Origin of the sequence: Seonamhaeicola sp. MEBiC01930, from assembly GCF_045277075.1 — a bacterium.
Lineage (GTDB): Bacteria > Bacteroidota > Bacteroidia > Flavobacteriales > Flavobacteriaceae > Seonamhaeicola.
Map to the genome: position 1 here is coordinate 2811597 of NZ_CP104270.1, position 25981 is coordinate 2837577.

The 25981-nt window shown below is 32.3% G+C and carries 19 protein-coding genes; all 19 read left to right on the top strand.

The window, feature by feature from the left end:
- Nucleotides 1-79 precede the first annotated feature (79 nt).
- The 19 genes from pabB (at nt 80) to N1F78_RS12270 (ending at nt 25979) form a co-directional block, all read left to right on the top strand.
- Nucleotides 80-1372 carry an aminodeoxychorismate synthase component I gene (pabB, locus tag N1F78_RS12180; protein WP_406683433.1) on the top strand — a complete coding sequence of 431 codons (1293 nt, stop codon included), beginning with the start codon at nt 80-82 and terminating at the stop codon, nt 1370-1372.
- A 14-nt stretch (nt 1373-1386) separates the two neighbouring features.
- The gene (gene tilS / locus N1F78_RS12185) at nt 1387-2697 is read left to right on the top strand and encodes a tRNA lysidine(34) synthetase TilS (RefSeq protein WP_406683434.1); all 1311 of its coding nucleotides are present in this window, start codon (nt 1387-1389) and stop codon (nt 2695-2697) included.
- A gap of 4 nt (nt 2698-2701) precedes the next feature.
- On the top strand, nt 2702-4324 hold the full coding sequence (gene ade, locus N1F78_RS12190) for an adenine deaminase (RefSeq protein ID WP_406683435.1): 1623 nt from the start codon (nt 2702-2704) through the stop codon (nt 4322-4324).
- Between the two features lie 2 nt (nt 4325-4326).
- Nucleotides 4327-5286 (top strand): YheT family hydrolase, encoded by a 960-nt coding sequence (locus N1F78_RS12195; protein ID WP_406683436.1) that lies wholly within the window; start codon nt 4327-4329, stop codon nt 5284-5286.
- A gap of 134 nt (nt 5287-5420) precedes the next feature.
- Nucleotides 5421-7715 carry an FdhF/YdeP family oxidoreductase gene (locus N1F78_RS12200; protein ID WP_406683437.1) on the top strand — a complete coding sequence of 765 codons (2295 nt, stop codon included), beginning with the start codon at nt 5421-5423 and terminating at the stop codon, nt 7713-7715.
- Nucleotides 7716-7881: 166 nt separating this feature from the next.
- Nucleotides 7882-10401: a nitrite reductase large subunit NirB gene (gene nirB / locus N1F78_RS12205; protein WP_406683438.1), complete on the top strand. Its 2520-nt coding sequence runs from the start codon at nt 7882-7884 to the stop codon at nt 10399-10401.
- Nucleotides 10402-10424: 23 nt separating this feature from the next.
- The gene (gene nirD / locus N1F78_RS12210; protein WP_406683439.1) at nt 10425-10802 is read left to right on the top strand and encodes a nitrite reductase small subunit NirD; all 378 of its coding nucleotides are present in this window, start codon (nt 10425-10427) and stop codon (nt 10800-10802) included.
- 161 nt (nt 10803-10963) lie between these two features.
- Nucleotides 10964-11551, top strand: a complete 588-nt coding sequence (locus tag N1F78_RS12215) for a DUF4202 domain-containing protein (RefSeq protein WP_406683440.1) — start codon at nt 10964-10966, stop codon at nt 11549-11551.
- 11 nt (nt 11552-11562) lie between these two features.
- Nucleotides 11563-13380, top strand: coding sequence for an ATP-binding protein (locus N1F78_RS12220; RefSeq protein ID WP_406683441.1), 1818 nt, complete (start codon nt 11563-11565; stop codon nt 13378-13380).
- Between the two features lie 7 nt (nt 13381-13387).
- Nucleotides 13388-13771: a RidA family protein gene (locus tag N1F78_RS12225; RefSeq protein WP_406683442.1), complete on the top strand. Its 384-nt coding sequence runs from the start codon at nt 13388-13390 to the stop codon at nt 13769-13771.
- Between the two features lie 51 nt (nt 13772-13822).
- A complete protein-coding gene (locus N1F78_RS12230) occupies nt 13823-14488 on the top strand; it encodes a response regulator (RefSeq protein WP_406683443.1) in 666 nt (221 codons plus the stop codon).
- 172 nt (nt 14489-14660) lie between these two features.
- Nucleotides 14661-16097 carry an MFS transporter gene (locus tag N1F78_RS12235; RefSeq protein WP_406683444.1) on the top strand — a complete coding sequence of 479 codons (1437 nt, stop codon included), beginning with the start codon at nt 14661-14663 and terminating at the stop codon, nt 16095-16097.
- Nucleotides 16098-16350: 253 nt separating this feature from the next.
- Nucleotides 16351-19872, top strand: coding sequence for a molybdopterin-dependent oxidoreductase (locus N1F78_RS12240; protein WP_406683445.1), 3522 nt, complete (start codon nt 16351-16353; stop codon nt 19870-19872).
- Entirely contained in the window at nt 19872-21308 is a 1437-nt protein-coding gene (locus N1F78_RS12245) for a rubredoxin (RefSeq protein WP_406683446.1), read from the top strand. Before N1F78_RS12240 ends, N1F78_RS12245 begins: the two co-directional genes overlap by 1 nt.
- Nucleotides 21309-21624: 316 nt before the next feature.
- Nucleotides 21625-22035 carry a response regulator gene (locus tag N1F78_RS12250; RefSeq protein ID WP_406683447.1) on the top strand — a complete coding sequence of 137 codons (411 nt, stop codon included), beginning with the start codon at nt 21625-21627 and terminating at the stop codon, nt 22033-22035.
- 1 nt (nt 22036) lies between these two features.
- On the top strand, nt 22037-22576 hold the full coding sequence (locus N1F78_RS12255; protein WP_406683448.1) for a heme NO-binding domain-containing protein: 540 nt from the start codon (nt 22037-22039) through the stop codon (nt 22574-22576).
- A 3-nt stretch (nt 22577-22579) separates the two neighbouring features.
- The gene (locus tag N1F78_RS12260) at nt 22580-23791 is read left to right on the top strand and encodes an ATP-binding protein (protein WP_406683449.1); all 1212 of its coding nucleotides are present in this window, start codon (nt 22580-22582) and stop codon (nt 23789-23791) included.
- Between the two features lie 2 nt (nt 23792-23793).
- Nucleotides 23794-24924, top strand: a complete 1131-nt coding sequence (locus N1F78_RS12265) for an FIST signal transduction protein (RefSeq protein ID WP_406683450.1) — start codon at nt 23794-23796, stop codon at nt 24922-24924.
- The gene (locus N1F78_RS12270; RefSeq protein WP_406683451.1) at nt 24924-25979 is read left to right on the top strand and encodes an ATP-binding protein; all 1056 of its coding nucleotides are present in this window, start codon (nt 24924-24926) and stop codon (nt 25977-25979) included. Before N1F78_RS12265 ends, N1F78_RS12270 begins: the two co-directional genes overlap by 1 nt.
- Nucleotides 25980-25981: the final 2 nt, after the last annotated feature.

Sequence of the window (25981 nt, forward strand, 5' to 3'; positions counted from 1 at the left end):
TGGTTTTATGTTTAAACTTACAGGCAAAATTCTTAATTTTTTAACTATTCTAACTAACTTTGTGGCTTAATCTTTTTTTTTGAGGACAAAAAGACTTTATAAACCGAAAAATACCGAAGAATTTAAGAGCCAAGTATTAAATTGGGCGCAGCAGTTTGATGATGTTGTTTGGTTAGATTCTAACAATTATAATCAGGAGTATTCTAATTATGAGTCTATATTGGCCGTAGATGCTTTTACAAGTATTCAAACAGATAGTATAAATGCTTTTGATGATTTAAAGGAATATCAATACACTACTAAAGATTGGGTTTTTGGTTATTTAACTTATGATTTGAAGAATGATATTGAGGATTTAAGATCCAATAATTTTGACGGTTTAGGTTTTCCAGATTTATATTTTTTTCAACCTAAAAAGATATTTTTATTTAAAATAGATGAAGTTGAAATTCAATATTTGAATTTTGTTGATGACGAGATAGATGGGGACTTAATTGAAATTAATGAGTTTAGGAAGCTTTCACAATATCAGTTGAATAATGATATTAAAATAAAACTTAGAATACATAAAGATGAGTATTTTAGCAAAGTTCAAACCATGTTAAATCATATTCATAGGGGTGATGTTTATGAAGCTAATTTTTGTCAGGAGTTTTATGCCGAAGATACAGAAATTGATCCGTTAGAAACCTACTTTAAACTTAATAAAATATCAAAACCCCCTTTTGCTTCTTATTTAAAAATTGGTGATAAATATGTGTTAAGCGCATCACCAGAACGCTATTTAAAAAAGGAAGGAGAGAAAATTATTTCACAACCTATAAAAGGAACTTCTAAACGTGCTAAAAGTGATAAAGAAGATGAGAAGTTGATTATTGAGTTGCTAAACGATGAGAAGGAGCGGAGTGAGAATATTATGATTGTGGATTTAGTAAGAAATGATTTGTCTAAAACAGCAATTAAAGGAAGTGTTATAGTAGAAGAACTTTGTAAGGTATATACTTTTGAACAGGTGCATCAAATGATTTCTACGGTAACTTCTCAAGTGAAACCTCATACAAATCCGGTAGATATTATTAAAAGTACCTTCCCAATGGGAAGTATGACAGGTGCCCCAAAAATATCTGCAATGCAAATCATTGAAAAGCTTGAAGAATCAAAACGCGGAGTCTATTCTGGTGCTATTGGATACTTTACACCTGAAGGCAATTTCGATTTTAATGTCGTTATCCGGAGTATTCTATACAATGCCTCAAAAAAGTATGTATCGTATTCAGTTGGTGGAGCAATAACAGCCAAAAGTAGTCCTTTAAAGGAATATGAGGAATGTTTGGTAAAAGCTAAGGCAATGCGTGAGGTATTGGAAAATTAAAGTTAACTTTGAGTATGCTAGAAAGCTTCAAGAACCATATCAATGAAAACTTACCAATTTTAAAAGATGGCAGGCTTCTTATTGCCATTTCAGGTGGGGTTGATAGTGTTGTCTTAACACATTTATGTCATCAACTAGGTTTAGATATTTCACTGGCCCATTGCAATTTTAACCTGCGTGGAAAAGAAAGCGATGGTGATGAAGAATTTGTTATTCAACTAGCCGACAATATGGATATTGAAGCTTTTACAGAAAGTTTTAATACTGAAGGTTATGCCAGTGAAAATAAGGTATCTATCCAAATGGCCGCAAGGGAATTGCGTTACTATTGGTTTGATGAATTGGCACAACAGTTGGGGTTTGATTATATATTAACTGCGCATCATGCAGACGATAATCTAGAAACGTTTTTAATTAATTTCTCAAGAGGAACCGGTTTAGATGGCTTAACTGGAATTCCAGAAATCAATAATAAATTTGTCCGAGCTTTACTGCCCTTTTCAAGAGAGAATGTGATTGATTATGCAAAAGCAAATAACTTAATATGGCGTGTAGATAGCAGCAATGCTTCCACAAAATATTTAAGAAATAAATTGAGGCATGAGGTGATTCCTATTCTAAAGGAAATCAACCCAAGTTTGCTTCAGAGTTACCAGAGTACCATTAATAACTTAAGCGATGCTACTGATATAGTGGAAGACCATTTAGAGTTGTTTTTTGAAGATGCTGTAGAAAGTATTGAGGATAATAAAATGACTTTTAATGTGTCTGAATTTAAAAAGCAGAATAACCCAAGGGCTTATTTATTTGAAACCTTTAAGGATTATGGTTTTACAGAGTGGAATGATGCTTTAAATCTTTTGGATGCGCAATCTGGTAAATACATTTTATCTAATACACATAGATTGATTAAACATCAAGATAATTTATTGTTAAGCGATATTGTTCCGGGAGAATTAATTGAAATAACTATTAGAGATAATAATCAGGAAGTTGAAACACCTTTTGGTATATTATCATTTTCAGAAGTAGATAAAATACAGAATAATAGTATAACGGAAATTTATGTAGACAAGACATTATTAAAGTTTCCACTACTAATTAGGCAATGGAAGGTGGGTGATGTGTTTTTTCCCTTTGGAATGAAAGGAAAAAAGAAAGTGAGCAAGTATTTTAAAGATGAAAAATTATCACTTTTAGATAAGGAAAGTACCTTGTTATTGTGTTCAGAAGACAACATTGTTTGGGTTGTAAACCGAAGAGCTGATAATAGGTTTAGGGTAACTGAGGAAACCGAAGAAATTATTAAAATTGAATTAAAGTAAGTACTTGAGACTACAGGGCAACATTGTTGATATATATAATAAGCGCATTTTCAAAGGTGAAATAACAGTTGAAAATGACAAAATAGTTGCCATTGAAGAAAAGACCCACGACTGTGAAAATTATATACTACCTGGCTTTGTAGATGCACATATTCACATTGAAAGTTCCATGTTAGTTCCAAGTGAATTTGCAAAAATTGCGGTTAAACATGGCACAGTGGCTACGGTGTCAGATCCACATGAAATTGCTAATGTTTGTGGATTAGATGGTGTTAATTTTATGATAGAAAATGGAAAGAAAGTTCCATTAAAATTCAATTTTGGGGCGCCTTCATGTGTGCCAGCAACCACTTTTGAATCTGCAGGAGCAACTATCGACTCCAATGATATAAACGAACTTCTTGGAAATCCAGATATAAAGTACCTCACAGAAATGATGAACTATCCAGGAGTTATTTATGATGATGATGAGGTTTTAAAAAAACTATCTTGGGCAAAAGCACATAATAAACCTATTGATGGTCATGCTCCTGGTTTAAGGGGAGATGATTTATCCAAATATATTTCAGCAGGAATTACAACAGATCATGAGTGTTTCTCTTATGAAGAAGCCTTAGAGAAACTTCAAAAAGGGATGAAAGTACTTATCCGAGAAGGAAGTGCTGCTAAAAATTTTGAAGCTTTAATAGGTTTGCTACCAGAGCATTATGAAAACATGATGTTTTGTAGTGATGATAGACATCCAGACGATTTAATGTTAAGTCATATCAATGTGCTTTGTGCAAGAGCAGTTGTAAAAGGAATTGATGTTTTTAAGGTGCTTCAAGCCGCTTGTATTAACGCTGTTGATCATTATAATTTAGATGTGGGTCAGTTGCAGGTTGGTGATTTTGCAGATTTTATTGTTGTGGAAGATTTAGTGAATTTTAAAACCCGTCAAACTTATATCAATGGAGATTTGGTTTATGATGATGGAGTGTCTTTAATTGATTCAGTTTCCTTCAAATCAATAAATAATTTTAATTGCGAGTTAAAACAAGTTTCAGATTTTAAAATTGAATCTTTTGCTGAAAAAATTCGAGTTATTGAAGCCTTAGAAGGGCAATTGATTACTAATGAGTTGGTTACTAATTCAAAAACAGAAAATGGTAATCTAATCTCCAATATTGATGATGATATTCTTAAAATGTCGGTTGTTAATCGTTACCAAAACCAAAATCCTGCTTTAGCTTTTATCAAAAATTTCGGATTGAAAGAAGGCGCTATTGCATCTTCAGTTGGTCATGACTCGCATAACATTATAGCAATCGGGGTATCAGATGAAGCTGTTTGTAAAGCTGTTAATTTAATCATTGAAAACAAAGGAGGGATATGTGCTGTTTCAAATTCAGAGGAGAAAATATTACCACTTCCAATAGCTGGTATTATAAGTGATAAAAGTGGGGAAGAAGTGGCTGAGTCATATCAAGAAATTGATGCTATGGCGAAGAAAATGGGGAGTAAATTACATGCGCCATATATGACTTTGTCGTTTATGGCTCTTTTGGTAATTCCTTCATTGAAATTAAGCGATAAAGGTTTGTTTAACGGAACTGATTTTAAGTTCACATCTTTAGAAGCTTTTTAAGAATGCCTATAATAGAAGCTACTTACAAGGTGCCTTTCTTATTTAAAAGTGGTTTTATAGCAACAGTGTATTCAGGTTTGTTTAGACAGGTTAATGGTGTGGTTCAAGAGCGTGAACGAATTACTTTATCCGATGGCGATTTCCTAGATTTAGATTGGAGTTATTCAAAGGTTAAAACAAATAAGCTTATTGTTCTACTCCATGGCTTAGAAGGTGATGCTCAAAGACCTTATATGGTTGGAGCTGCTAAACTTTTTAATACTAATGGTATTGATGCGGTAAGTGTGAATTTTAGGGGTTGTAGTGGTGAAGATAATTTAAAATATAAAAGTTATCATTCTGGGGCTACCGAAGACTTAGAAGATATAATCAGTCATGTGATTTTGAGAAAAGACTATTCAGAAATCTATTTTCATGGCATTAGTTTAGGAGCAAATATGATATTGAAATATCTTGGTGAAAGGGAAAGTGTGCCCAAGGAAGTTAAGGCTGCCATTGCAGTTTCTGCACCATGTGATTTATATGGTTCCTGTTTAGAACTTCATAAAATAAAAAATAGACCTTATACCATTAGATTTTTGAATCATTTAAAAGGGAGGTTGAAAAATAAATTGGAAAAGTTTCCAGAAGCCATGTCTAAAGAAAAATTCAATGCCATTAGAACATTAAAAGATTTTGATGATTTATATACTTCAAAAGCTCATGGGTTTCAAGATGCTTTAGATTATTATAAAAAATGCAGTAGTCTACAATTCATTCCAAATATTAAAATTCCAACACTTATTATTAATGCTTTGAATGATTCCTTTTTGTCTCCGGAGTGTTATCCAGTTAAAGAGGCCAAGGCTTCAAAGATTATATATTTAGAAATGCCAAATCATGGTGGTCATGTGGCTTTTGTAGATAAAAATAATATATATTATAATGAAAAAAGGGCATTGGATTTTGTCAAATCAATTTAATTCAATGTTTACATAAAACAGTTTTTGATAAAAATAAGATTGTGTAAAGACTTTAAACCTTCATATAAAAAATGTAGATTTGGATAGTTGGGCTGATTATGAAACAGCACTAAGTAATAGGTTTGAAGAATAATATGAGTAATTCACCACAGAAAAATGCAGCAACTTCAGAAAAATTCACAAATTTAAAAACAACAAAACCACCATTAAATAGTGTTGGTTTTGGAGCATTAAAGTCTGCTACAGGCATGGTTTTTAAATATATGAATCCAATAGATGCTCTTAAAATTTCAACTAAAATAAATCAAAAGGGAGGATTTGATTGTCCAGGTTGTGCATGGCCTGATCCGGATGATGAACGGTCTGTTTTAGGTGAATATTGTGAAAATGGAATGAAAGCCATGGCTGAGGAAGCTCAAAAGAATACTATTGGTTCAGACTTTTTTGCAAAACATTCGGTAGATGAATTGGCAGAATTATCAGATTTTGAAATTGGTAAATCAGGTAGATTAGCAGAGCCTATGTTTTTGTCAGAGGGAGCTACTCATTATGAGCCTATTTCCTGGGAAGCGGCTTTTAATAAAGTTGGAACACATTTAAATGCTTTGAATTCTCCTGATGAAGCGGTGTTTTATACATCGGGAAGAACTACAAATGAAGCAGCCTTTTTATATCAATTGTTTGTTCGTGAGTTTGGAACTTCCAATTTACCAGATTGTTCTAATATGTGCCATGAAGCTAGTGGAAAGGCCTTAGCTGAAACTTTAGGAATAGGTAAAGGCTCAGTAACATTAGATGATTTATATAAAGCCGAGGTGGTTATGGTTGTTGGTCAAAACCCGGGAACAAATCATCCAAGGATGTTGGTGGCTTTAGAGAAGTGTAAAAAGAATGGTGGAAAAATTATTGCTGTCAATCCTTTGAAAGAAGTTGGCTTTATGAAATTTACCAATCCTCAAAACCCGTTAAAGATGTTAACTGGAGGCACGGAGTTAACAGATGTATTTGTACCTGTGACTATTAATGGAGACGTTGCATTTTTTAAGGCAATTTTGCTGAGGTTATTGGAAAAGGAAGAACAGGAAGGCAACGTTTTTGATAAAAAATTTATAGCAGAATATACGGCAGGTTATGACACTTTCATTGAGGATTTAAAAAGGTTTGATTTTGATGAATGTTTAGAATTTTCAGGGGTTTCAAAAGAAACCTTTGAGGAAGTATTCGATTTAATTCTCCATAATAATAAGATTATAATTTGTTGGGCAATGGGGTTAACCCAACACGAAAATGCCGTTGATAATATTCGAGAAATAGTAAACCTATTATTACTTAAAGGAAGTATCGGAAAAGAAGGTGCGGGAACTTGTCCGGTACGTGGGCATTCTAATGTTCAAGGTGATAGAACAGTGGGTATTTGGGAAGCAGCACCTCAAGCATTTCTAGATAAGATTGAGGCTAAGTATGGTTTCAAGCCAACTGCAAAACATGGCTATTCAGTAATTGAGGCTATTGAGGGCATGTATAAGAAGGAAGCTAAGGTGTTCTTTGGTTTAGGAGGTAATTTTATTTCTGCGGTACCAGATACCAATTATTCTGCACAGGCTTTGGCTAATTGCAATTTGACGGTTCACGTAAGTACTAAACTTAATCGATCACATCTTGTTACAGGTAAAGAAGCACTTATTTTACCTTGTTTAGGAAGGTCAGAAAAAGATTATCAAAAAACAGGTGTTCAAGTTCAAAGTGTTGAGAATTCCATGGGTGTGGTGTCTTCAACAAAAGGCATTTTAGAACCTTGCTCAGATAAGTTGATTAGTGAAGTGGCAGTAGTTTGTGGAATTGCAAATGCAACATTAAAGGGGCGGTCAAAAATTAATTGGCTGGCTTATAAGGATGATTATAACCTTGTAAGAGAAGATATTCAGGAAGTAGTAGAAGGTTTTGAGGCATATAATACCAGGCTTAAGAATCCTTCAGGTTTTTATTTACCTAACGGAGCCCGAGAAAGAAAGTTTATAACTAAAACAGGTAAGGCTAATTTTACCAATAATAAGTTACCCAAATGGACTTTAAATGAGGGTGAATTGGTAATGATGACTATACGTAGTCACGATCAATTTAATACAACCATTTATGGATTAGACGATAGGTATCGTGGTATTTTTAACGAACGTCGTATTATCCTAATGAATTTAGAAGATATGAAAGAAAGAAATTTGGTGTCTCATCAAGTGGTGAATTTAAAATCTGTATACAATGGAATTGTTCGTGAAGCTTATAAATTTAAAGTTGTTGGTTATGATATTCCTAAAAATTGTTGTGCTACTTATTTTCCTGAAACCAATGTTCTAGTGCCTTTAGATAGTTTTGCGCACACAGCAAAAACACCAGCTTCAAAGAGCATTATTATTAGAGTAGTGGCAGATTAAAATCATTAATAATACCTAATTCTATTAGTCGATTTTTGCTGTTTAAACAATAATTTACCTTTCAATTTGCGAAATCATTAATAATTCAATTTAAAGGAGATTTCGTTAGGAAATACTATAAATAATTACGTATAATTACTTAGTTTTGTATTCAAAATACGTAGATATGAAAAAAGTCATTGTAGTAGGTAACGGAATGGTAGGTTATAAATTTTGTGAAAAATTTGTAGCAAATGAAGATGCGAAAAACTATCAAGTAACTGTTTTTGGTGAAGAGCCTAGGCCTGCATATGATAGAGTTCATTTAAGTGAGTATTTTGAAAACCAAGATGCCCAAGCTCTAGAAATGGCACCAAGAAGTTGGTATGAAGAAAATGGAGTAGAGTTAATTACTGGTGAACGTGTTTCAGATATTAATAGAACTGGAAAAACTATTACAACTGCAAAAGACCGTGAGTTTTCGTATGACTATTTAATTATGGCAACAGGGTCATCTCCTTTTGTACCACCAATTAAAGGTGTAGAAAAAGAAGGTGTTTTTGTATATAGAACTATTGAGGATTTAGAAGGAATGTTAGCTTATGCTGCTAAACTTAAATCTGAAAAACCTGATGCTAAGGCAGCTGTTTTAGGTGGTGGACTGTTAGGTTTAGAGGCAGGTAAAGCAGTTTTAGATATGGGTTTAGAACCACATATTGTTGAGTTTGCTCCAAAACTAATGCCAAGGCAATTAGATTCAAGAAGTTCTCAAGTATTAAAGTTGAAATTAGAATCAATTGGATTAAATATACATTTGAGTAAGGCTACTAACCAAATTTTAGGTGATGGTAAAATTACGGGAATGGAATTTGGTGAAGATGATAAGATAGATGTAGATATGTTAATTGTGTCTGCGGGGATTAGACCTAGAGATGAATTAGCTAAGGCCTGTGGTTTAGAAGTTGGTGTAAGAGGTGGTATTATTGTAGATAATACAATGAAGACTTCTGATGACAATATATACGCTATTGGAGAAATTGCATTATATAACCAGATGATATATGGTTTAGTAGCTCCAGGTTATGATATGGCAGAAGTTGCTGTAAAACAGATTTTGGGAGAAACTGATGTGGTAATGCCAGCAGATATTGATATGTCTACCAAATTAAAATTAATTGGTGTTGATGTAGCTAGTTTTGGGGAACCATTTATGCCTGCATCAAAAGGCCATTCCATAATTTTTGAAAATAAAACAGAATATTTATACAAAAGGATAAATGTAAGTTTAGATGGTAAATCTTTATTAGGAGGAATTTTAGTTGGAGATGCTGCTGATTATAGTATGCTGCATCAAATCTATCTTAATGGTATGGCTATTCCAGAAAATGCAGCCCAATTGATATTGCCTGCGAGCGATGGTGGAGCTGCCTTTGGTGATGTAATGGATTTGCCAGATGAAGCTCAGATATGTTCTTGTGAAAGTGTTACAAAAGGCCAAATTTGCGGAGTTATTGAAAGCGGAGAAGCAACCGATTTAGGTGATGTTGTTAGTTGTACTAAAGCAGGTACTGGTTGTGGTGGGTGTAAGCCTATGGTAGCAGATTTAACTAATGCTAAACTTAAATCTTTAGGTATTGAAGTTAAAGATTCTGTTTGTGAACATTTCGATCTTAACAGACAAGATTTATATAAAATTATTCAAGTAAAAGGATATACAAAATTTAATGAAGTTCTAGATAATCATGGTAATGGAGGTCACGGTTGTGAATTGTGTAAACCTCTTGTGGCGTCATTAATGGCTAGTATTAATGCAGATACTGCTAACAAAGAATATGCTATTCAAGATTCAAATGATAGATTCTTAGCTAATATTCAACGTAATGGAACCTATTCTGTTGTACCTCGTGTGCCAGGTGGAGAAATTACGCCTGATAAGTTAATAGCACTTGGTGAAATTGCTAAGAAATATGATTTATATACTAAAATAACTGGTGGGGTGCGTATTGATTTATTTGGTGCAACCTTAAATCAACTACCGTTAATTTGGAAAGAATTAATTAGCCATGGTTTTGAAAGTGGTCATGCCTATGGTAAGTCTTTAAGAACTGTAAAGACTTGTGTTGGTTCAACATGGTGCCGTTATGGTATGGATGAAAGTGTCAGTTTTGGTATTGAATTAGAAAATAGATATAGAGGAATACGTGCACCGCACAAAATTAAAGGAGGCGTTTCAGGATGTATCCGTGAATGTGCTGAGGCACGTGGAAAAGATTTTGGTTTAATTGCTGTTGAAGGTGGATGGAATCTATACGTAGGTGGAAATGGAGGGGCAACCCCTCGTCATGCTGAATTATTAGCAGAACAAATAGATAATGAAACAGTGATTAAATATTTAGATAGGTATTTAATGTTCTATATGCGTACAGCAAAACCTTTGCAACGTACTGCTGCATGGCAAGAACGATTAGAAGGTGGATTGGATTACTTAAAAGAGGTGATAATTGACGATAAATTAGGAATAGCTGAGGATTTAGAAAAGGAAATGGAGACTTTAGTTAATAAGTTTGAATGTGAATGGACGCAAGCAGTAAATGATCCAGAAATGATGAAACGCTTTAGTCATTTCGTTAATAGTAAGGAAGAGGATGATAACTTGGTTTTTGTTCCTATGAGAGAACAAAAAATGCCAGAACCTTGGAATAATTAATAGCACTAATATTTAAAATAGACATGGAAGAAGTTTTAGAAAAATATGGGACAACCAAATTAGAAGACGTAAAAGTTTGGTTTAAAGCAGCATCTGTAAATGATTTTCCAATAGATGGAGGTGCTTGTGTTAAATATAAAAACAAACAAATCGCCGTTTTCAACTTTGCAAGATTAGATAAGTGGTATGCTTGTCAAAATGTTTGTCCACATAAAATGGAAATGGTACTTAGTAGAGGTATGATTGGTGATGATAAAGGAACTCCAAAAGTGGCTTGTCCATTACATAAAAAGACTTTTTCATTAGAAAATGGTGAGAATTTAAATGGTGATTTAGACGCTATAGCAACTTACCCAGTAAAGATTGAAGGTAATGATGTTTATATAGGTTTTGCTGATTAATTTTGGTTAAATATTGAATTAGTAAAATTCTGATATATAACCAGAAAATTCTCGAGGAATATTTAAAAACCGATTAAGCATTTAAAAATTACTTCTATGTTATAAAATTGAGGTGTTAAATGTGTATATTGGCTATATAGATAAAAATATTTCTTGTAAAGATGAAGCCAACCAGATTTGAAACGGCAATAGCCTTAATTGATAAAAAGAATTCAGAAGATATAAATTCATACCAGGTCAGTGGTATGAGTTACCCAAAAGAATTATTGTATTCTCAACGCATGACGCGTAAGTTGTTGCAGTTTGAACCTAATGCTTCTAAGGCATTACAAATTGCGGCTAGAGCTCAACATATTTGTAGATGGAAAATAGCTAGAGATGAATATCCAATGGATAGAATTGGTTATTTAAAATGGCGAGAAACCTTAAAAAAAATGCATGCAGAAATAACTGCAGATATTTTAATTCAGGTAGGTTTTGATGCGCTGTATATTGAAAGAGTCTCTAAATTAATCACCAAAAAATTAATTAAAAAAAATGAAGAGTCCCAAATACTTGAGGATACCGTTTGTTTGGTTTTTCTAGATTATTATTTTGAAGAGTTTGCAGCTAAACATGCAGACGAAAAAGTAATTGATATTCTTCAAAAAACTTGGAAAAAAATGTCTGAAAAGGGGCATGAGTCCGCTCTTAAACTAAACTATTCAGATAAAAATTTAGAGCTAGTAAAAAGAGCAATCCAAGACTAATTTGTTAAATAATGGCTAGTACCAAAAATTCTTTAGATCAAAGGACTTTTGAACGATTACGTCGTTTGTATATTATTGCACTGAGTACCATAGCACTCTCTGTGGTGGTAAGTCAAATTCTTATTAGAAAACATTTAAAGGATCAGGAAAGTGATTCAAGAGTTATTAATGTTGCGGGTAGGCAGCGAATGCTTAGTCAAAAGCTTACCAAAGAAATACTTTCATTATCTACTGAAGGTAATTTATTTGAAAGAATAGCGGTAAAAGATAGCTTAAAAAAAACATTGTCAATTTGGGAGGCTTCCCATAATGCATTACAAAAGGGTAGTGATAGTTTAGGTTTACCAGGTAGGAATAGTAAAACAATTTCTTCAATGTTCAATGACTTGAATCCTACTTTTAATACTATTAAGCAAGCTTCTCAGAATATTATTGAAAAAATAGAAAAGTCTTCCTTGGCTTCATTAGAAAATTTAAGCACTGATATAGAAAATGTAAAAGGTAGTGAAGGAGACTTTTTAGTTAAAATGGATGGTATTGTAAATCAATACGATTCTGAAGCCGAAGAAAAAGTGGCTTGGTTAAGGCAATTAGAAATGTTTTTAATGGCATTTACTCTAATACTGCTATTAGCTGAATTCTTATTTATTTTTTGGCCTACAGCAAAAACAGTTAAACAAAGTTTAACCGAATTACTTTTTGCTGAAAAAAATGCAAAAAAAATGGCATATGATGCAGATTTGCTGAGCGAAGCCAAAGAGAAATCAATAAAGGAGTTAAGGGCTTTAAGTCATGCTATGGATGAAACTCTATTGTTTGCTCGTATTACGCCCGATGGCAGAATTTTACATATTGGTAATAAGTTTTCAAAACTTTTTAAGCTAAGTAAATTTAATGCAGCAGACAGTTTTTCCAAAGTATTATCGGGAAATGAAAAGGACCAAGAGGTACTTGATGAACTAATTTCTAAGCATAAAAAAACAGGTTGGCAAGGAGAGGTTAAGGCTTCAATAAAAAATAAAACTGATGTATGGCTTGAACTTTCCATGATACCATTCAACCCAACAAGTGAGCGTTCAGAGTTGTTAATTATTGCTTCAGATATAACTAAAAGAAAAGAGGGGCAATTAGAGATTGATAGACTTACTAAGAAGAGTTTTGAAGAGCGGATGAATCAGCAAAAAATTGTTTCTAGTAAAATTATTGAAAATCAAGAGAAAGAACAGAATAGAATAGCTAAAGATGTTCATGATGGTATAGGGCAAATGCTTACTGGTCTGAAATATAATATAGAGAGTATAGATGTTTCTGATATAGAAAAAACATCAATTAAAATTGAAAATTTAAAAGAGCTAACTGCTAATATTATTAAAGGAGTTAGAACAGCAACGTTTAATTTAACACCTCCAGAATTAGCAGACCATGGTATAGTACCTGCATTAACAAAATTAACTCAAGAGTTAGCAAAACTTACTGGTAAGGAAATATTATTGTTTAACAAATCTGATTTTAGTGAAAGATTAGATTCCCTTTCAGAGATAAACATATATCGTATTGTTCAAGAGGCTGTTAATAATGCTATAAAATATGCAGAGTCTACTCATATTATAGTGTCCCTATCAAGTAGTAAGAATATTTTAAGTATTGTAATTGATGATAATGGCAAGGGCTTTAATCCAGATAAAGTAGAGAAGGTGAAAAATGGTGATGGCGGTATGGGGATGACATTTATGAAGGAACGTATTAAATATATTGATGGAAGGTTGTTTTTACATTCAGAACCAGGTAATGGAACAAGGGTTACTCTAAATATTCCTTTAAAGAATTAGTTGATATATGTCAAAAAAATTAATTAGTTCAGGGTCTGAATTTGAAAAACAAATAGGCTATTCTAGGGCTGTGGTTCAGGATAACTGGGTGTTTGTTTCTGGTACAACAGGCTATAATTATGATACAATGACCATTAGTGAGAATATTGTTGAACAATCTGAACAATGTTTACTAAATATTAAAAATGCCTTAGAAAAAGCAGAGGCTAGTTTATCTGATGTGGTTAGGGTAACATATATATTGCCAAATGTTACTGATTTTGAGCTTTGTTGGCCTGTGTTAAGAAAATATTTTGGAAATATTAAGCCAGCTGCTACAATGATATCTGCGGGATTAGCTAATGATAAAATGAAGATTGAGATAGAAGTTACTGCATTAAAAAATAAGTAATTACGTAGGAATACGTAATTTTATTACTTTTGTAATTATTAAGTAATATTTATGGATAAAATTAAAGTTGTTTTAGCTGATGATCATGAATTAGTTAGGGATGGAATAAAAGCTCTTTTAGAGGATCAAACAGGTATTGAGGTTATAGATGAAGCTTCCGATGGAAAAGAGGCTTTAGAGGTTGTACAAAGAAGTAAGCCGCATGTGCTAATTGTAGATATTAGGATGCCTGAAATGAATGGTATTGAGGTGGTTAGGAATATCAATGCAAACCATAAAGATGTTAGAACTTTGGTATTGTCTATGCATGATTCAGAGGAATATGTTGTGCAATCAATTCAGGCTGGGGCGGATGGGTATTTATTAAAAGGAGCTAGTAAAGATGAGTTTTTAAAAGCCTTAAATAATGTAGCGTCTGGTGGCAAATATTTTACTGGAGATGTTTCCGCTATTATCATGAATAATTTTGTTAGTGGTAATTCATCAGTACCTAAGTCACCCAAAAAACAGCTTTCAGAATTACCATTTAAACTTACTAAAAGAGAAAAGCAAATACTTAGTTTGGTTCTTGAGTTGAAAAACAATAAGGATATTGCTGAAGAACTAGAAATTAGTAAGAGAACAGCTGAAGTGCATCGGTTTAATTTAATGAAAAAACTTGAAGTGTCAAATCTTAAAGAACTTACCAGTAAGGCTAGAGAATATCAACTTATTTGACGCTATTATATTTTCGATTTAATTAAATTAAGCGATTCATTTTTCAATTTTTTAGAAAATTCTCAGAATCTTAGTTTTTAAATTATTAATATCATATTTATTTTAAGTTACGTAATTTTTTTATGCTGAATTAAGTAAAAATACTTAGTTTTGTAATGAAAAATACGTAGTCATGATAAATATTCAAGCAAAAAAAGCAACAAAACTTTCGCTTTTCAATCTTAAAAGCGTTTCAATTAGAACATTTTGGATAACAGCTATATCCTTTTTCATGTGTTTTTTCGCATGGTTTGGGATAGTGCCATTTATGCCAGATGTTGTCAAAGATCTTGGTTTAACACCAGACCAGAAGTGGAATTCAATTATTTTAGCGGTAACGGGAACCGTTTTTGCACGTTTACTTATTGGTAAATTATGCGATAAATACGGGCCAAGAATGTGTTATACATTCTTATTAATGTTAGGTGCTATACCTGTAATTTTATGTGGGTTAGTGCAAACACCTACTCAATTTTTAGTATGTCGTTTATTTATAGGTTTTATTGGTGCATCTTTTGTTATAACACAAGTGCATACGTCTTTAATGTTTGCTTCAAACATTGTAGGAACGGCAAATGCAACATCAGCTGGTTGGGGTAACCTTGGTGGTGGAGCAAACAGATTAGGAATGCCTATAATAGCAGCAGCTGTTGTTAGTTTTGGAGTGGCCGAAGCCGAAGCGTGGAGATACTCTATGATTATTGCTGGTGTTGTATGTTTTTTAATGGGCTTGGTGTATTACTTTTTTACCCAAGATACGCCAAAAGGTAATTTTAAGGATTTAAAAGCTCAAGGCATTGAAATAGAGAAGAGAAAAGATGAAGTTGGGTTTATAGCTGTGTTAAAAGATTATAGAATATGGATTTTATTTATAGTTTATGCTGCTAGTTTCGGAATTGAATTAACAGTTTATGGAACTATGGATGATTATTTGCAAAATACGTTTCAACTTGAGCGTTTAACTGCCGGTAATATTGTACTGTCATTTGCATTAATGAATATTTTTGCCAGAACATTAGGTGGTTTCTTTGGAGATAGATTTGGTAGACTAAAAGGTTTAAGAGGACGTGTATTGTTTTTGTCATTCATTTTATGCGTTCAAGGTTTAATGCTAGTGACATTCTCAACAACAACAAGTATTACTTTCGGATTTATTTTCTTGATACTATTTAGTTTAAGTGTTCAAATGGCTGAAGGAGCAACGTTTTCTGTAGTGCCATTTATAAATAAAAAGGCAATTGGTTCAGTTTCAGGAATTGTGGGAGCAGGTGGTAATGTAGGAGCCTTTTTAGCAGCTATCTTATTAAAATCTAAATCAGCATTAGCTGAAAAAACCGCCATTGCTGCAAATCAAGGATTAGGTGATGAAGCTATAAAGACAGCACAATCGGCAGCCTCATCGGCAGCAGTATCTCAAGGTTATTTTGTTATAGGATTCGTAGTAATTGTTACAGGTTTAGTTGCTTTGGCTATTAAATTTTCTAAAGAAGATGAAATGGCACATGGGCCTCAAGCCGTTGATAATTTAGATTTAGGGGCTGAGTTTCAGCCAGTAAAAGTAAAGAGTTAAAGGTACCCTGCCAAGTAGTTAGTTAGGCTTGGGAGTTTTCTTTAAGAAGGTTGTTCCTAAAATTTACCGATGAAAATCGGTAAATTAGGAATAACTGTAAAGAATTAAGTGAAACTTAGATTCTTTATTTCAAGTGTTGATTTTTATCAATTTTGTGATTTAAAACAACTTTTTTAAGGTATTGCTAATAATTTGTAGTGAGTCTTGTTTGGTGTTAAAATATTGGTTTAATTAGTAAAAAACGCTGATATAAATGATAAAGAATGAAGTAAAAACAACATGTTCGTATTGCGGTGTAGGTTGTGGTATTATTGTTAAAAAGGATAATAATAACAAGGTTCTTGTTGAAGGTGATAAAGATCACCCTGTTAATAAAGGAATGCTATGTTCAAAAGGTAGAAACTTACATTATGTTGTTAATGACACTTCAGATAGAATTTTATATCCAGAAATGCGTTGGAGTAGATCGCATCCGCGAGAACGTGTTAGTTGGGATAATGCTTTAGATAGAGCAGCAAATGTTTTTAAATCTATAATTAAAAAACATGGACCCGATAGTGTTGGTTTTTATGTATCTGGTCAAAGTTTAACTGAAGAGTACTATATAGCTAATAAACTTACAAAGGGATTTTTAGGAACTAATAATATAGATACCAACTCTAGGCTGTGTATGAGTTCTGCGGTTGTTGGATATAAGAAGGCCTTTGGAGAAGATAGTGTGCCAATTTCTTATGCTGATATTGAATTAGCTGATACTTTTTTAATAACTGGAGCAAATCCTGCTTGGTGCCATCCTATTTTATTCCGTCGTTTAGAAAAGCATAAAGAAGAGAACCCTGATGTTCAAATAATTGTTGTTGATCCCAGAAAAACAGATACGGCAAGTTTTGCTGATTTACACTTACAAATTTTACCTGGAACTGACGTAGTTCTTTATTATGCCATTGGAAGAAGATTATATGAGCGCGGGCTGATTGATGAAGATTTTATAAATAACTATACCGAAGGTTTTGCCGCTTATAAAGAGCAAATATTTGCAACAAAAATTAGTAAAGCTGCTAAAATATGCGGTATAGATGAAAAAGATATAAAGAAAGCAGCCGATATTATTGGGCTTTCTAAAGGGTTTATTAGTATGTGGGCTATGGGGCTTAACCAAAGTGTGGTTGGTGTTAATAAGAACGTAGCCCTTTTAAACCTTTCTTTGATAACAGGTCAGGTTGGTAAGCCTGGTGCTGGTCCATTTTCTTTAACGGGGCAGCCTAATGCTATGGGAGGTCGAGAAGTTGGAGGAATGGCTAACCTATTGGCTGTACATAAAGATTTAATGAATGAGGAGCACAGGCGTGAAGTAGCACAGTTTTGGGGTGTAGATAAGATAAATCCAAAACCAGGGCTAACAGCCACAGAAATGTTTGATGCTTTAGAATCTGGTAAAATGAAAGCTGTATGGATTGCTTGTACCAACCCTTTAGTTAGTTTGCCTAATACGCATCGTATTGAAAAGGCTATGAAGAATGCTAAATTTGTGGTTGTTCAAGATATTTCTCATAAGGCTGATACGGTTGAATATGCAGATTTAGTTTTACCCGCTGCTGGTTGGTTAGAGAAAGAAGGTACTATGACAAACTCAGAGCGTAGAGTATCTTATTTACCTAAAGAGATTGATCCTCCTGGAGAAGCAAGGCCAGATGTAGAAATATTTTGTGATTTTGCACAGCGCATGGGCTTTAGAGGATTTAATTATGGCTCTTCTGAAGAAATTTATGATGAATATTGTACCATGACTAAAGGTACTAATATTGATGTGTCTTATTTGAATTATGACAGACTGAAAAATGAAGGAACTTTTCAATGGCCGGTAAATAAATACCGCCATGGAGGAACACCTCGATTATTTCAAGATAAAATATTCTACACGCCATCTAAGAAGGCTATATTTAATATAGCTACAACTACCGAAAATACCTCGGTTCTACCAAACCCAGATTATCCATTAATTTTAACCACTGGGCGTGTTAGAGATCAGTGGCATACTATGACTAAAACAGGAAAGGTGTCTCGTTTAAAAACCCATTACCCTAAACCTGTTTTAGAAATTAATCCAGTTGATGCTTATTTAAATAAGATTAAAGATGGAGATATTACTGAAATACATAGTGAAAACGGTGTTGTTAGAGTTCGAGCTAAAATAACAGATGCCATTAAAAAAGGTGTGGTGTTTTTACCTATGCATTGGGGAAAGCAATTGCAAAATGATTTAAATAGAGCTAATAATCTTACCAACACTCATGTTGATCCAATTTCTAAAGAGCCTGATTTTAAATTTACTAGAGTTGCGGTTTCAAAATATAAAAAACCAGTTGAAAAAATATTAATTGCTGGAGCTGGTGCCGCATCATTTAGGTTTATACAGAATTATAGAGAGCATAATGAGCAAGATGAGATTCATGTTTTCTCAAAGGAACCTAATTTGTTTTATAACAGAGTCTTGCTTCCTGAATATGTAACTGAAGAATTAAGCTGGGAACAGTTATTAAAAATTAAGCAAAAGGAGTTAGAGAAGTTAAATGTGCATTTGCATCCTGAAACAGTTGTTGATAAAGTTGATAAGGATGCTAAAGAGATTACAGATAGTAATGGTGTAACTCATAGTTTTGATAAGTTTATCATGGCTACTGGTAGTAGAGCTTTTATACCTAAAGATGTTCAAATAGAATTACCTGGTCGTTTTACAATGCGTAATAAGATAGATGCCGATAGATTTAAAGCTTATCTTGATGATACAGGTTTGCCACCAGAAGAACAGCATGTAGCAATAGTTGGAGGAGGGCTACTAGGTTTAGAATTGGCTGCAGCCTTAAAGCATAAAAATGTTAAGGTGACCATAATACAAAGAGCTTCACGCTTAATGGAACGCCAATTAGATAAGGTTTCTAGTAAATTATTGTCTTTAGACGTGCAAGAAAGAGGGATTCAAATATATTTTGATAATGAGGTAAGTACTGTTTTTGATGATGAAGATACGGGTGAATTAAATATAAATTTAAAGAGTGGTAAAATGATTCATGCCAATGCCATAGTCTATGCCATAGGAACAATACCAAATATAGAAATAGCTAAGACAAATGGTATAAAGTGCGGGCGTGGTGTAGTTGTTAATCAACATTTACAATCTTCTCACTCAGATATTTTTGCAATAGGAGAAATTGCCGAATATAAGAATCAATTATTTGGAATAACATCTGCAGCGGAAGAGCAAGCTACTATTTTAGCAAATTTTATAGCTGGTGATATAAGTAGTACTTATGATGGCTCTGTATTAATGAATATTTTAAAGTTTAATGATTTAAATCTTTGTAGTATAGGAGATATTAATGTTCCAGAAAACGATTTAAGTTATGAAGAGATTATATTCACTGATATTTCCAAGCGCTACTATAAAAAGTGTATTGTAAAAGATGATTTATTGGTAGGCGCTGTTTTGATGGGTGATAAAAATGAATTTGCTGAATTTAAGACCTTGATAGAAAGCAAAATAGAAATGTCTGAGAAACGAAATACCCTTCTTCGGGGAGCATCAAATGACAAACCTGTATTAGGTAAGTTAATTTGCTCATGTAGTCAAGTTGGAGAAGGAAATGTTGAAGAGGCAATTGCAAAAGGATGTACAGATTTTACAGAGTTATGTAAACAAACAGGAGCAGGTTTGGGTTGTGGTAGTTGTAAAACAGAAGTTAGAGATATACTTCATAAATCTAAAGTTTTAGCATAATGGATGAAAGATATAGACTAATGATAAATGGAGGTGTTTTATCTCCAGGAGAGTTAAAATACATATGTGAGGCAGCAGAAGGCTTAGGATTAAATGCCATATCATTTGGTTCTCGACAAGATATAATTTTTCCTGAAAAAATTGATGAAGCTAAATTTAGCTTGTTCGATAAGATTAAATTTGTAAAACCAAAGAGAGATAAAGTAGAAAATATAGCTTCATCTTATGTTTCTGCTGAAATATTATCCAGTACTTCATGGCTTACTAGTGATAAGTATCTTTATATATTAGAGCAGTTTAAGTATAAACCAGAACTACGTATTAATGTTACCGACCCAAAACAAAGGCTAGTTCCTCTATTTACTGGAAATGTGAATTTTATTGCATCAGAACATGAGGACTACTGGTATTTATATGTAAGGTTACCAGGTTGGAAAAGAACTCTTATGTATCCAGCTCTTATATATAGTTGGGATATGGATAAAATTGAGAGAGCAATTGAGGGTATTTTAATTGAAGAACCAGAAACAATAGAAACAGTTTTCGAGCTAGTTAATGATGCGGTAGATACAAATAATAGAACTGTTGATACACCTTTAGATGTACCTTTTTATCCCTTTCCGTATTATGAAGGAATGAATCGTATAGGTCAAGATAGGTATTGGTTAGGATTGTATTGGAGAAATAATAGATATGACTTAACCTTTTTAAAGGCAATGTGTGATTTATGTTCAGAAAACAAAATTGGTAAAATATCTATAACACCATGGAAATCTTTTATAGTTAAAGGAATTCCAGAGAAGAATAGGTTGCAGTGGGAAAAGTTTTTGGGTAAGTATGGTATAAACGTAAGGCATTCAATGCTTGAAATGAACTGGCATGTGCCGGTGAACGATAAGGAAGCTTTAAACCTAAAAAAGTATCTTGTAACTAATTTTGACCAAAATGACATTAGTACCTATGGTTTAACATTTGGAATTACTAGCTATAATAGTGACACGTATAATTTTACGTCAATTGTTGTAGAAAAGAATAGAAAGCCAGACAATATTGGTGACTTCAAAATAAGAGATACATTCAATTTATTATATGCAAAGAATTTTGACCCTAATACTAGGGAGTATATTATGCATGTTCAAGATGTGGATAAGGTGGAATTACCAGGTTTATTAATGGAGTTGAGTAAATTATATTTTGAACAGTTAGGTAATGAAAGGGAAGAAGAAGAATTTCTAACATCTAAAAAGGAATTAATAAAAGAAGATGTATATCAATGCTCAGAATGCTTAACTGTTTATAGTGAAGTTTACGGCGATATTACTCAAAATATTGAACCTAATACATCTTTTGATGAACTTCCGGAGTCTTATGAATGCTCACTATGTGAAGCACCAAAAAGCAGTTTTCAAAAACAGGTTTTTGAAAAGCAAGCTTAATTACAATTTGATAAAGTTACTTTGAGTGTTAATCTTGACATGTTAAAATGTCCATGTTTGTAAAAGTTCAAAAAATATCGTATATTCTATAAAAGGTAAATAAATACGACTAAATACATTTTTAACAATTAAAATAAAGTAAAATCCTACTAAAAAGTGTGTTTTATCGATTATTTAGAATATTTTTAAATACCATTCGTCTACACAAAAGAGTTATTCATCTACACTCTATACGACTCTACCGAAAGTTTGTTGTGGTTTAAACTCAATCAAACTACTTTCACCTTAAAACTTAGTTAAATTTATTCTTGAAATTATGAGAAATTTGAAGATTTTATTGGTCGAAGATGATATGATTGAGGTGATGAAGTTTAATAGGGTAATTGAAAACCATCATACCAGACCAAATATAGTTGAAGCAAATAATGGTGAAGAGGCCTTGAAAATTTTAGATAACAAAGCTAATTTACCAGATATAATATTGTTAGATTTGAATATGCCAAAAATAAATGGACTAGAGTTTTTAAGAATTCTAAAAAATGATGATGTTTTAAAGTATATACCTGCAATTGTTTTGTCAACTTCAAGCAACGAAAAGGATTTAGTTGAATGTTATAAGGCCGGAATAGCGGGATATGTTTTAAAACCATTAAAATATGAAGATTATGTGGCAAGAATAGAGAGTTTATTAGATTATTGGAGTCTTAACGAGTTAAAAAAGAATTAAAATGAAAGGTATAGTTTTTTCAGAATTTCTTGAATTAGTAGAGGAAAAGTTTGGAATGGAAATGGTTGATAAAATAATTAATGAATCAAATCTTGAATCAGGAGGAGCTTATACGGCCGTAGGAACTTATGCATTTTCAGAAATGCTTCAATTACTTCAAAGTTTAAGTGGAAATACTGGAATTTCTATTGATGATTTATTATTAACATATGGGGAACATTTTTTTAAGGTTTTAAAAGAGAATTATTCAGATATGTTAGCCGCATATAATGGTCCATTGGAGATGTTATCTTCCATAGAAAATCATATCCACGTAGAAGTAAAAAAAATATACCCGGATGCGGAACTTCCAACTTTTGAAGTTTTAGAGAAGACAAAAACTAGACTTGTTATGATATATACATCTAGTAGGGCGATGCATTATTTTGGGTTAGGTTTAATGAACAAAACTTTTGAACATTTTAATTCGTCTGCTGAAATAGTGCTTGAAAAGATTAATAAAGATGGTACAAAGGTTAAGTTTATAATAAATAAGAACTAACTAATGGATCAAAACAAAATTGAAATATTAGAAAGAGCTTTAAAAAGGGAGCGAACAGCAAGAAAAAATGCAGAACGAATATTGGAGCAAAAATCTGCCGAATTATATAGTGCCAATCAAAGATTAGAAAAATCTTATACGGAACTTGAAGAACTTTTAGATAGAACTGATTCTCAGCTACAAGGGGTTTTTGAAAATATAGTAGACGCCTATGTTATAATGGATTTAATGGGTAATATTCTTAAAATGAATGATGCAGCTGTAGATTTACTTGGATTTGAGAATACAAAAGAAAATTCGAATCTTTTGGAATTCCCTGTTTATGAAGAAAAGGAAAGAGTTTCAAGAGCATTTAAAGATTTATTAAAAGATGGGGCAATCACAGATTTTCAAATTGAAATTAGAACCAGAAAAAATGAGGAAAAGATTATACATGTAAATGCAAGTATAATTTTAGATCAAGGAATTCCTGTTGCTGCTCAAGGTATAGTGAGAGATGTTACAAAAATTAGAAATCTTGAAATTCAAAAAGAAAAATTATTATCACAATTAGAAAAAAGTAATAATGAATTACACGAATATGCTCATGTTGTATCTCATGATTTAAAATCTCCTTTAAGAAGTATTAGTGCTCTTGTAAGTTGGCTAAAATCTGATAATGAAGATAAGTTTGATAAGGTTAGCTTACAAAACTTGACTTTAATTGAAACCACGATTGAGAAAATGGATAATCTTATTTCTGATGTTCTTGAATACTCAAGTATTGGTAGCAATACTAATGAATTATCAAATGTAGATTTAAACGTTCTAGTTGATGATTTGATTCAATTTTTATATAAACCCGATCATATCGAATTCCAGATTGTTAATAATCTTCCTGTTGTTATAGGGGATAAAACAAAACTTCAGCAATTATTTCAAAATTTAATGAGTAATGCCATAAAATTTATTGATAAGGAAAAAGGTTTTGTTAAGATAAATGTAGAAGATGTAGGTTCGCATTATAAATTTTCCATTCAGGACAATGGTATTGGTATAGAAGAAAAACATCATTCAAAGATTTTTCAAGTATTCCAATCTATTAATAAAAGGAAAGACTCTACAGGAATAGGACTATCTATTGTGCAAAAGATTGTTGAATTACATGAGGGAGAAATTTGGTTAAACAGTAAGGTTAATGAAGGAACAACCTTCTTTTTTACAATAAAAAAATAAAAATGAAGATTGTTCAATTAAGAAAATATAAAAATCAGGATTGGCAAAGTTTAACCCCATTTGTTAAGCTTCAAAAGCCTTTGGTAATGGTTTTTGGTGATAGGCTTGAGCTAGAAGATCCTAAGATTTATAAATCGATACTGAAATTATTTCCTAAAGGCCATATTGTGTTTTCTTCAACAGGGGGAAATATAATATCTAATTCTGTTGATGATGAATGTATTACAATTACTGCAATTGAATTTGAGCGAAGTTCTTTTGTTGTTCAAACAATTAATTTAAATGATACAGAGTTAGATAGTTATAAGGCCGGAATACAGCTTGTTAATAAATTGCCAAAAGACGGTTTAAAGTACATCATGGTTTTTTCGGATGGGAGTTTTATTAATGGTAGTGAGTTAACTAAAGGGATGAATTTTGCAGTTAATAGTAATGTCTTGATAACTGGAGGTTTGAGTGCTGATAGTGATAGGTTTGAAAGAACCATTGTTTCCTATAATGAAAATCCTAAGGATGGAGAAATTGTAGCAGTTGGTTTTTATGGAGATACCTTAGAGGTGTCATCATCTATAGAAGGAGGATGGCAACCATTTGGAGCAGAAAGAACGGTAACTAGATCTAAAGCAAATATTCTTTATGAATTAGATAAGAAGCCAGCCTTAGATTTATTTAAGAAATATTTGGGTGATAAAGCAGATGAATTACCAGTTTCTACCATGTTTTACCCTTTAGAAGTAAAAATAGATGAGGACCAGTCTATTGTTAGAACTGTTTTAAATATTAATGAAGATTATAATGCCATGATTTTTGCAGGCGATGTTCCTTTAAATTCTAAGGTACAGTTAATGATGACTAATGTAGATGACTTAGTTAATTCAGCTCAACTAACAGCTCAACAAGCATTTGAGAAATTGATTAACAAGCCGCAGTTAGCTATCGTTAATAGTGGGCTTGGAAGAAAGTTATTGTTGGACCAAAGAACCGTTGAAGAAATAGAGCAAATAAAGACTGTAATAGGAAATGAAATTGTGATTACAGGATTTTATTCAAATGGAGAAATAGCACCATTCGAAGATGAAAATATGTGTCAAATACACAATCAAACTATTGCATTAACGTTAATAAGTGAATAATGAATTCTTTGCTTAAACATCAAGTTAAAAAATACTTAAGTAGTAAGAATGTTTCTAATGAAGACTTAATGTCATTTCTGGATGCTGTTAATAAATCATACGAAAATTTCGATAATCAATATTTAATGCAACAAAGAGCACTAACCATTAGCTCAGAAGAGTTGTTAGACGCATACAAGATGCTGCAAAAGGAATCTAAAATTCAAAGTACTTTAATTGATAAATTAAATAATTTAATTGGTACCCTTAATATTGGAGGTGAATCTCCGGAGTTAAAAAGAGCGTCATCCTTAAAGAATTTAGATGGTGTAAAACTAGCTGAATTTATTGATAGTCAAACTCAAGAGATTGTAAAGATGAACAAACAACGAGAGAAATTAATGGGCGAATTAGAGAGGCAAAATGAAGAGTTAAATAATTATGCTTATTTAGTATCACATGATTTAAAATCACCTCTTAGAAGTATAGATGCTCTAACTACTTGGCTAAATGAAGAAACCAATGATAGCTCAAAAGAAAACACATCTGAAAATTTAAAATTAATAAGACATAATGTAGAGAAGATGGATAATCTAATTTCAGGTATTTTAAATTATTCCACTGTTAATAAGAACGAATCTCAAGTTTTTAATCAAGATATTAATGTTATTGTAAAGGAAGTTATTGATTCGTTAAATATTCCTAAACATATATCTGTTAATATATCAGATAGTCTGCCATATATAGAAGGAGACGAGCACAGATTAAAGCAACTTTTTGAAAACTTAATTGATAATGCAATTAAATATATTGATAAAGAAAAAGGAGAGGTTGATATTGGTGTCAAGGAAGAAGCTAACCATTGGAAATTTTATGTAAAAGATAATGGCAAAGGAATAGAAAAAGTTTATTTTGATAAAATCTTCAAGCCATTTCAAAAGTTAGAAAATAACCCTAATGCTACTGGTATTGGTTTATCTATAGCTAAAAAAATTGTTAATGCATATGGAGGTAAAATATGGTTAGAATCAGTATTAGGTAATGGAACAATATTTTATTTTACTTTAAAAAAATAGAA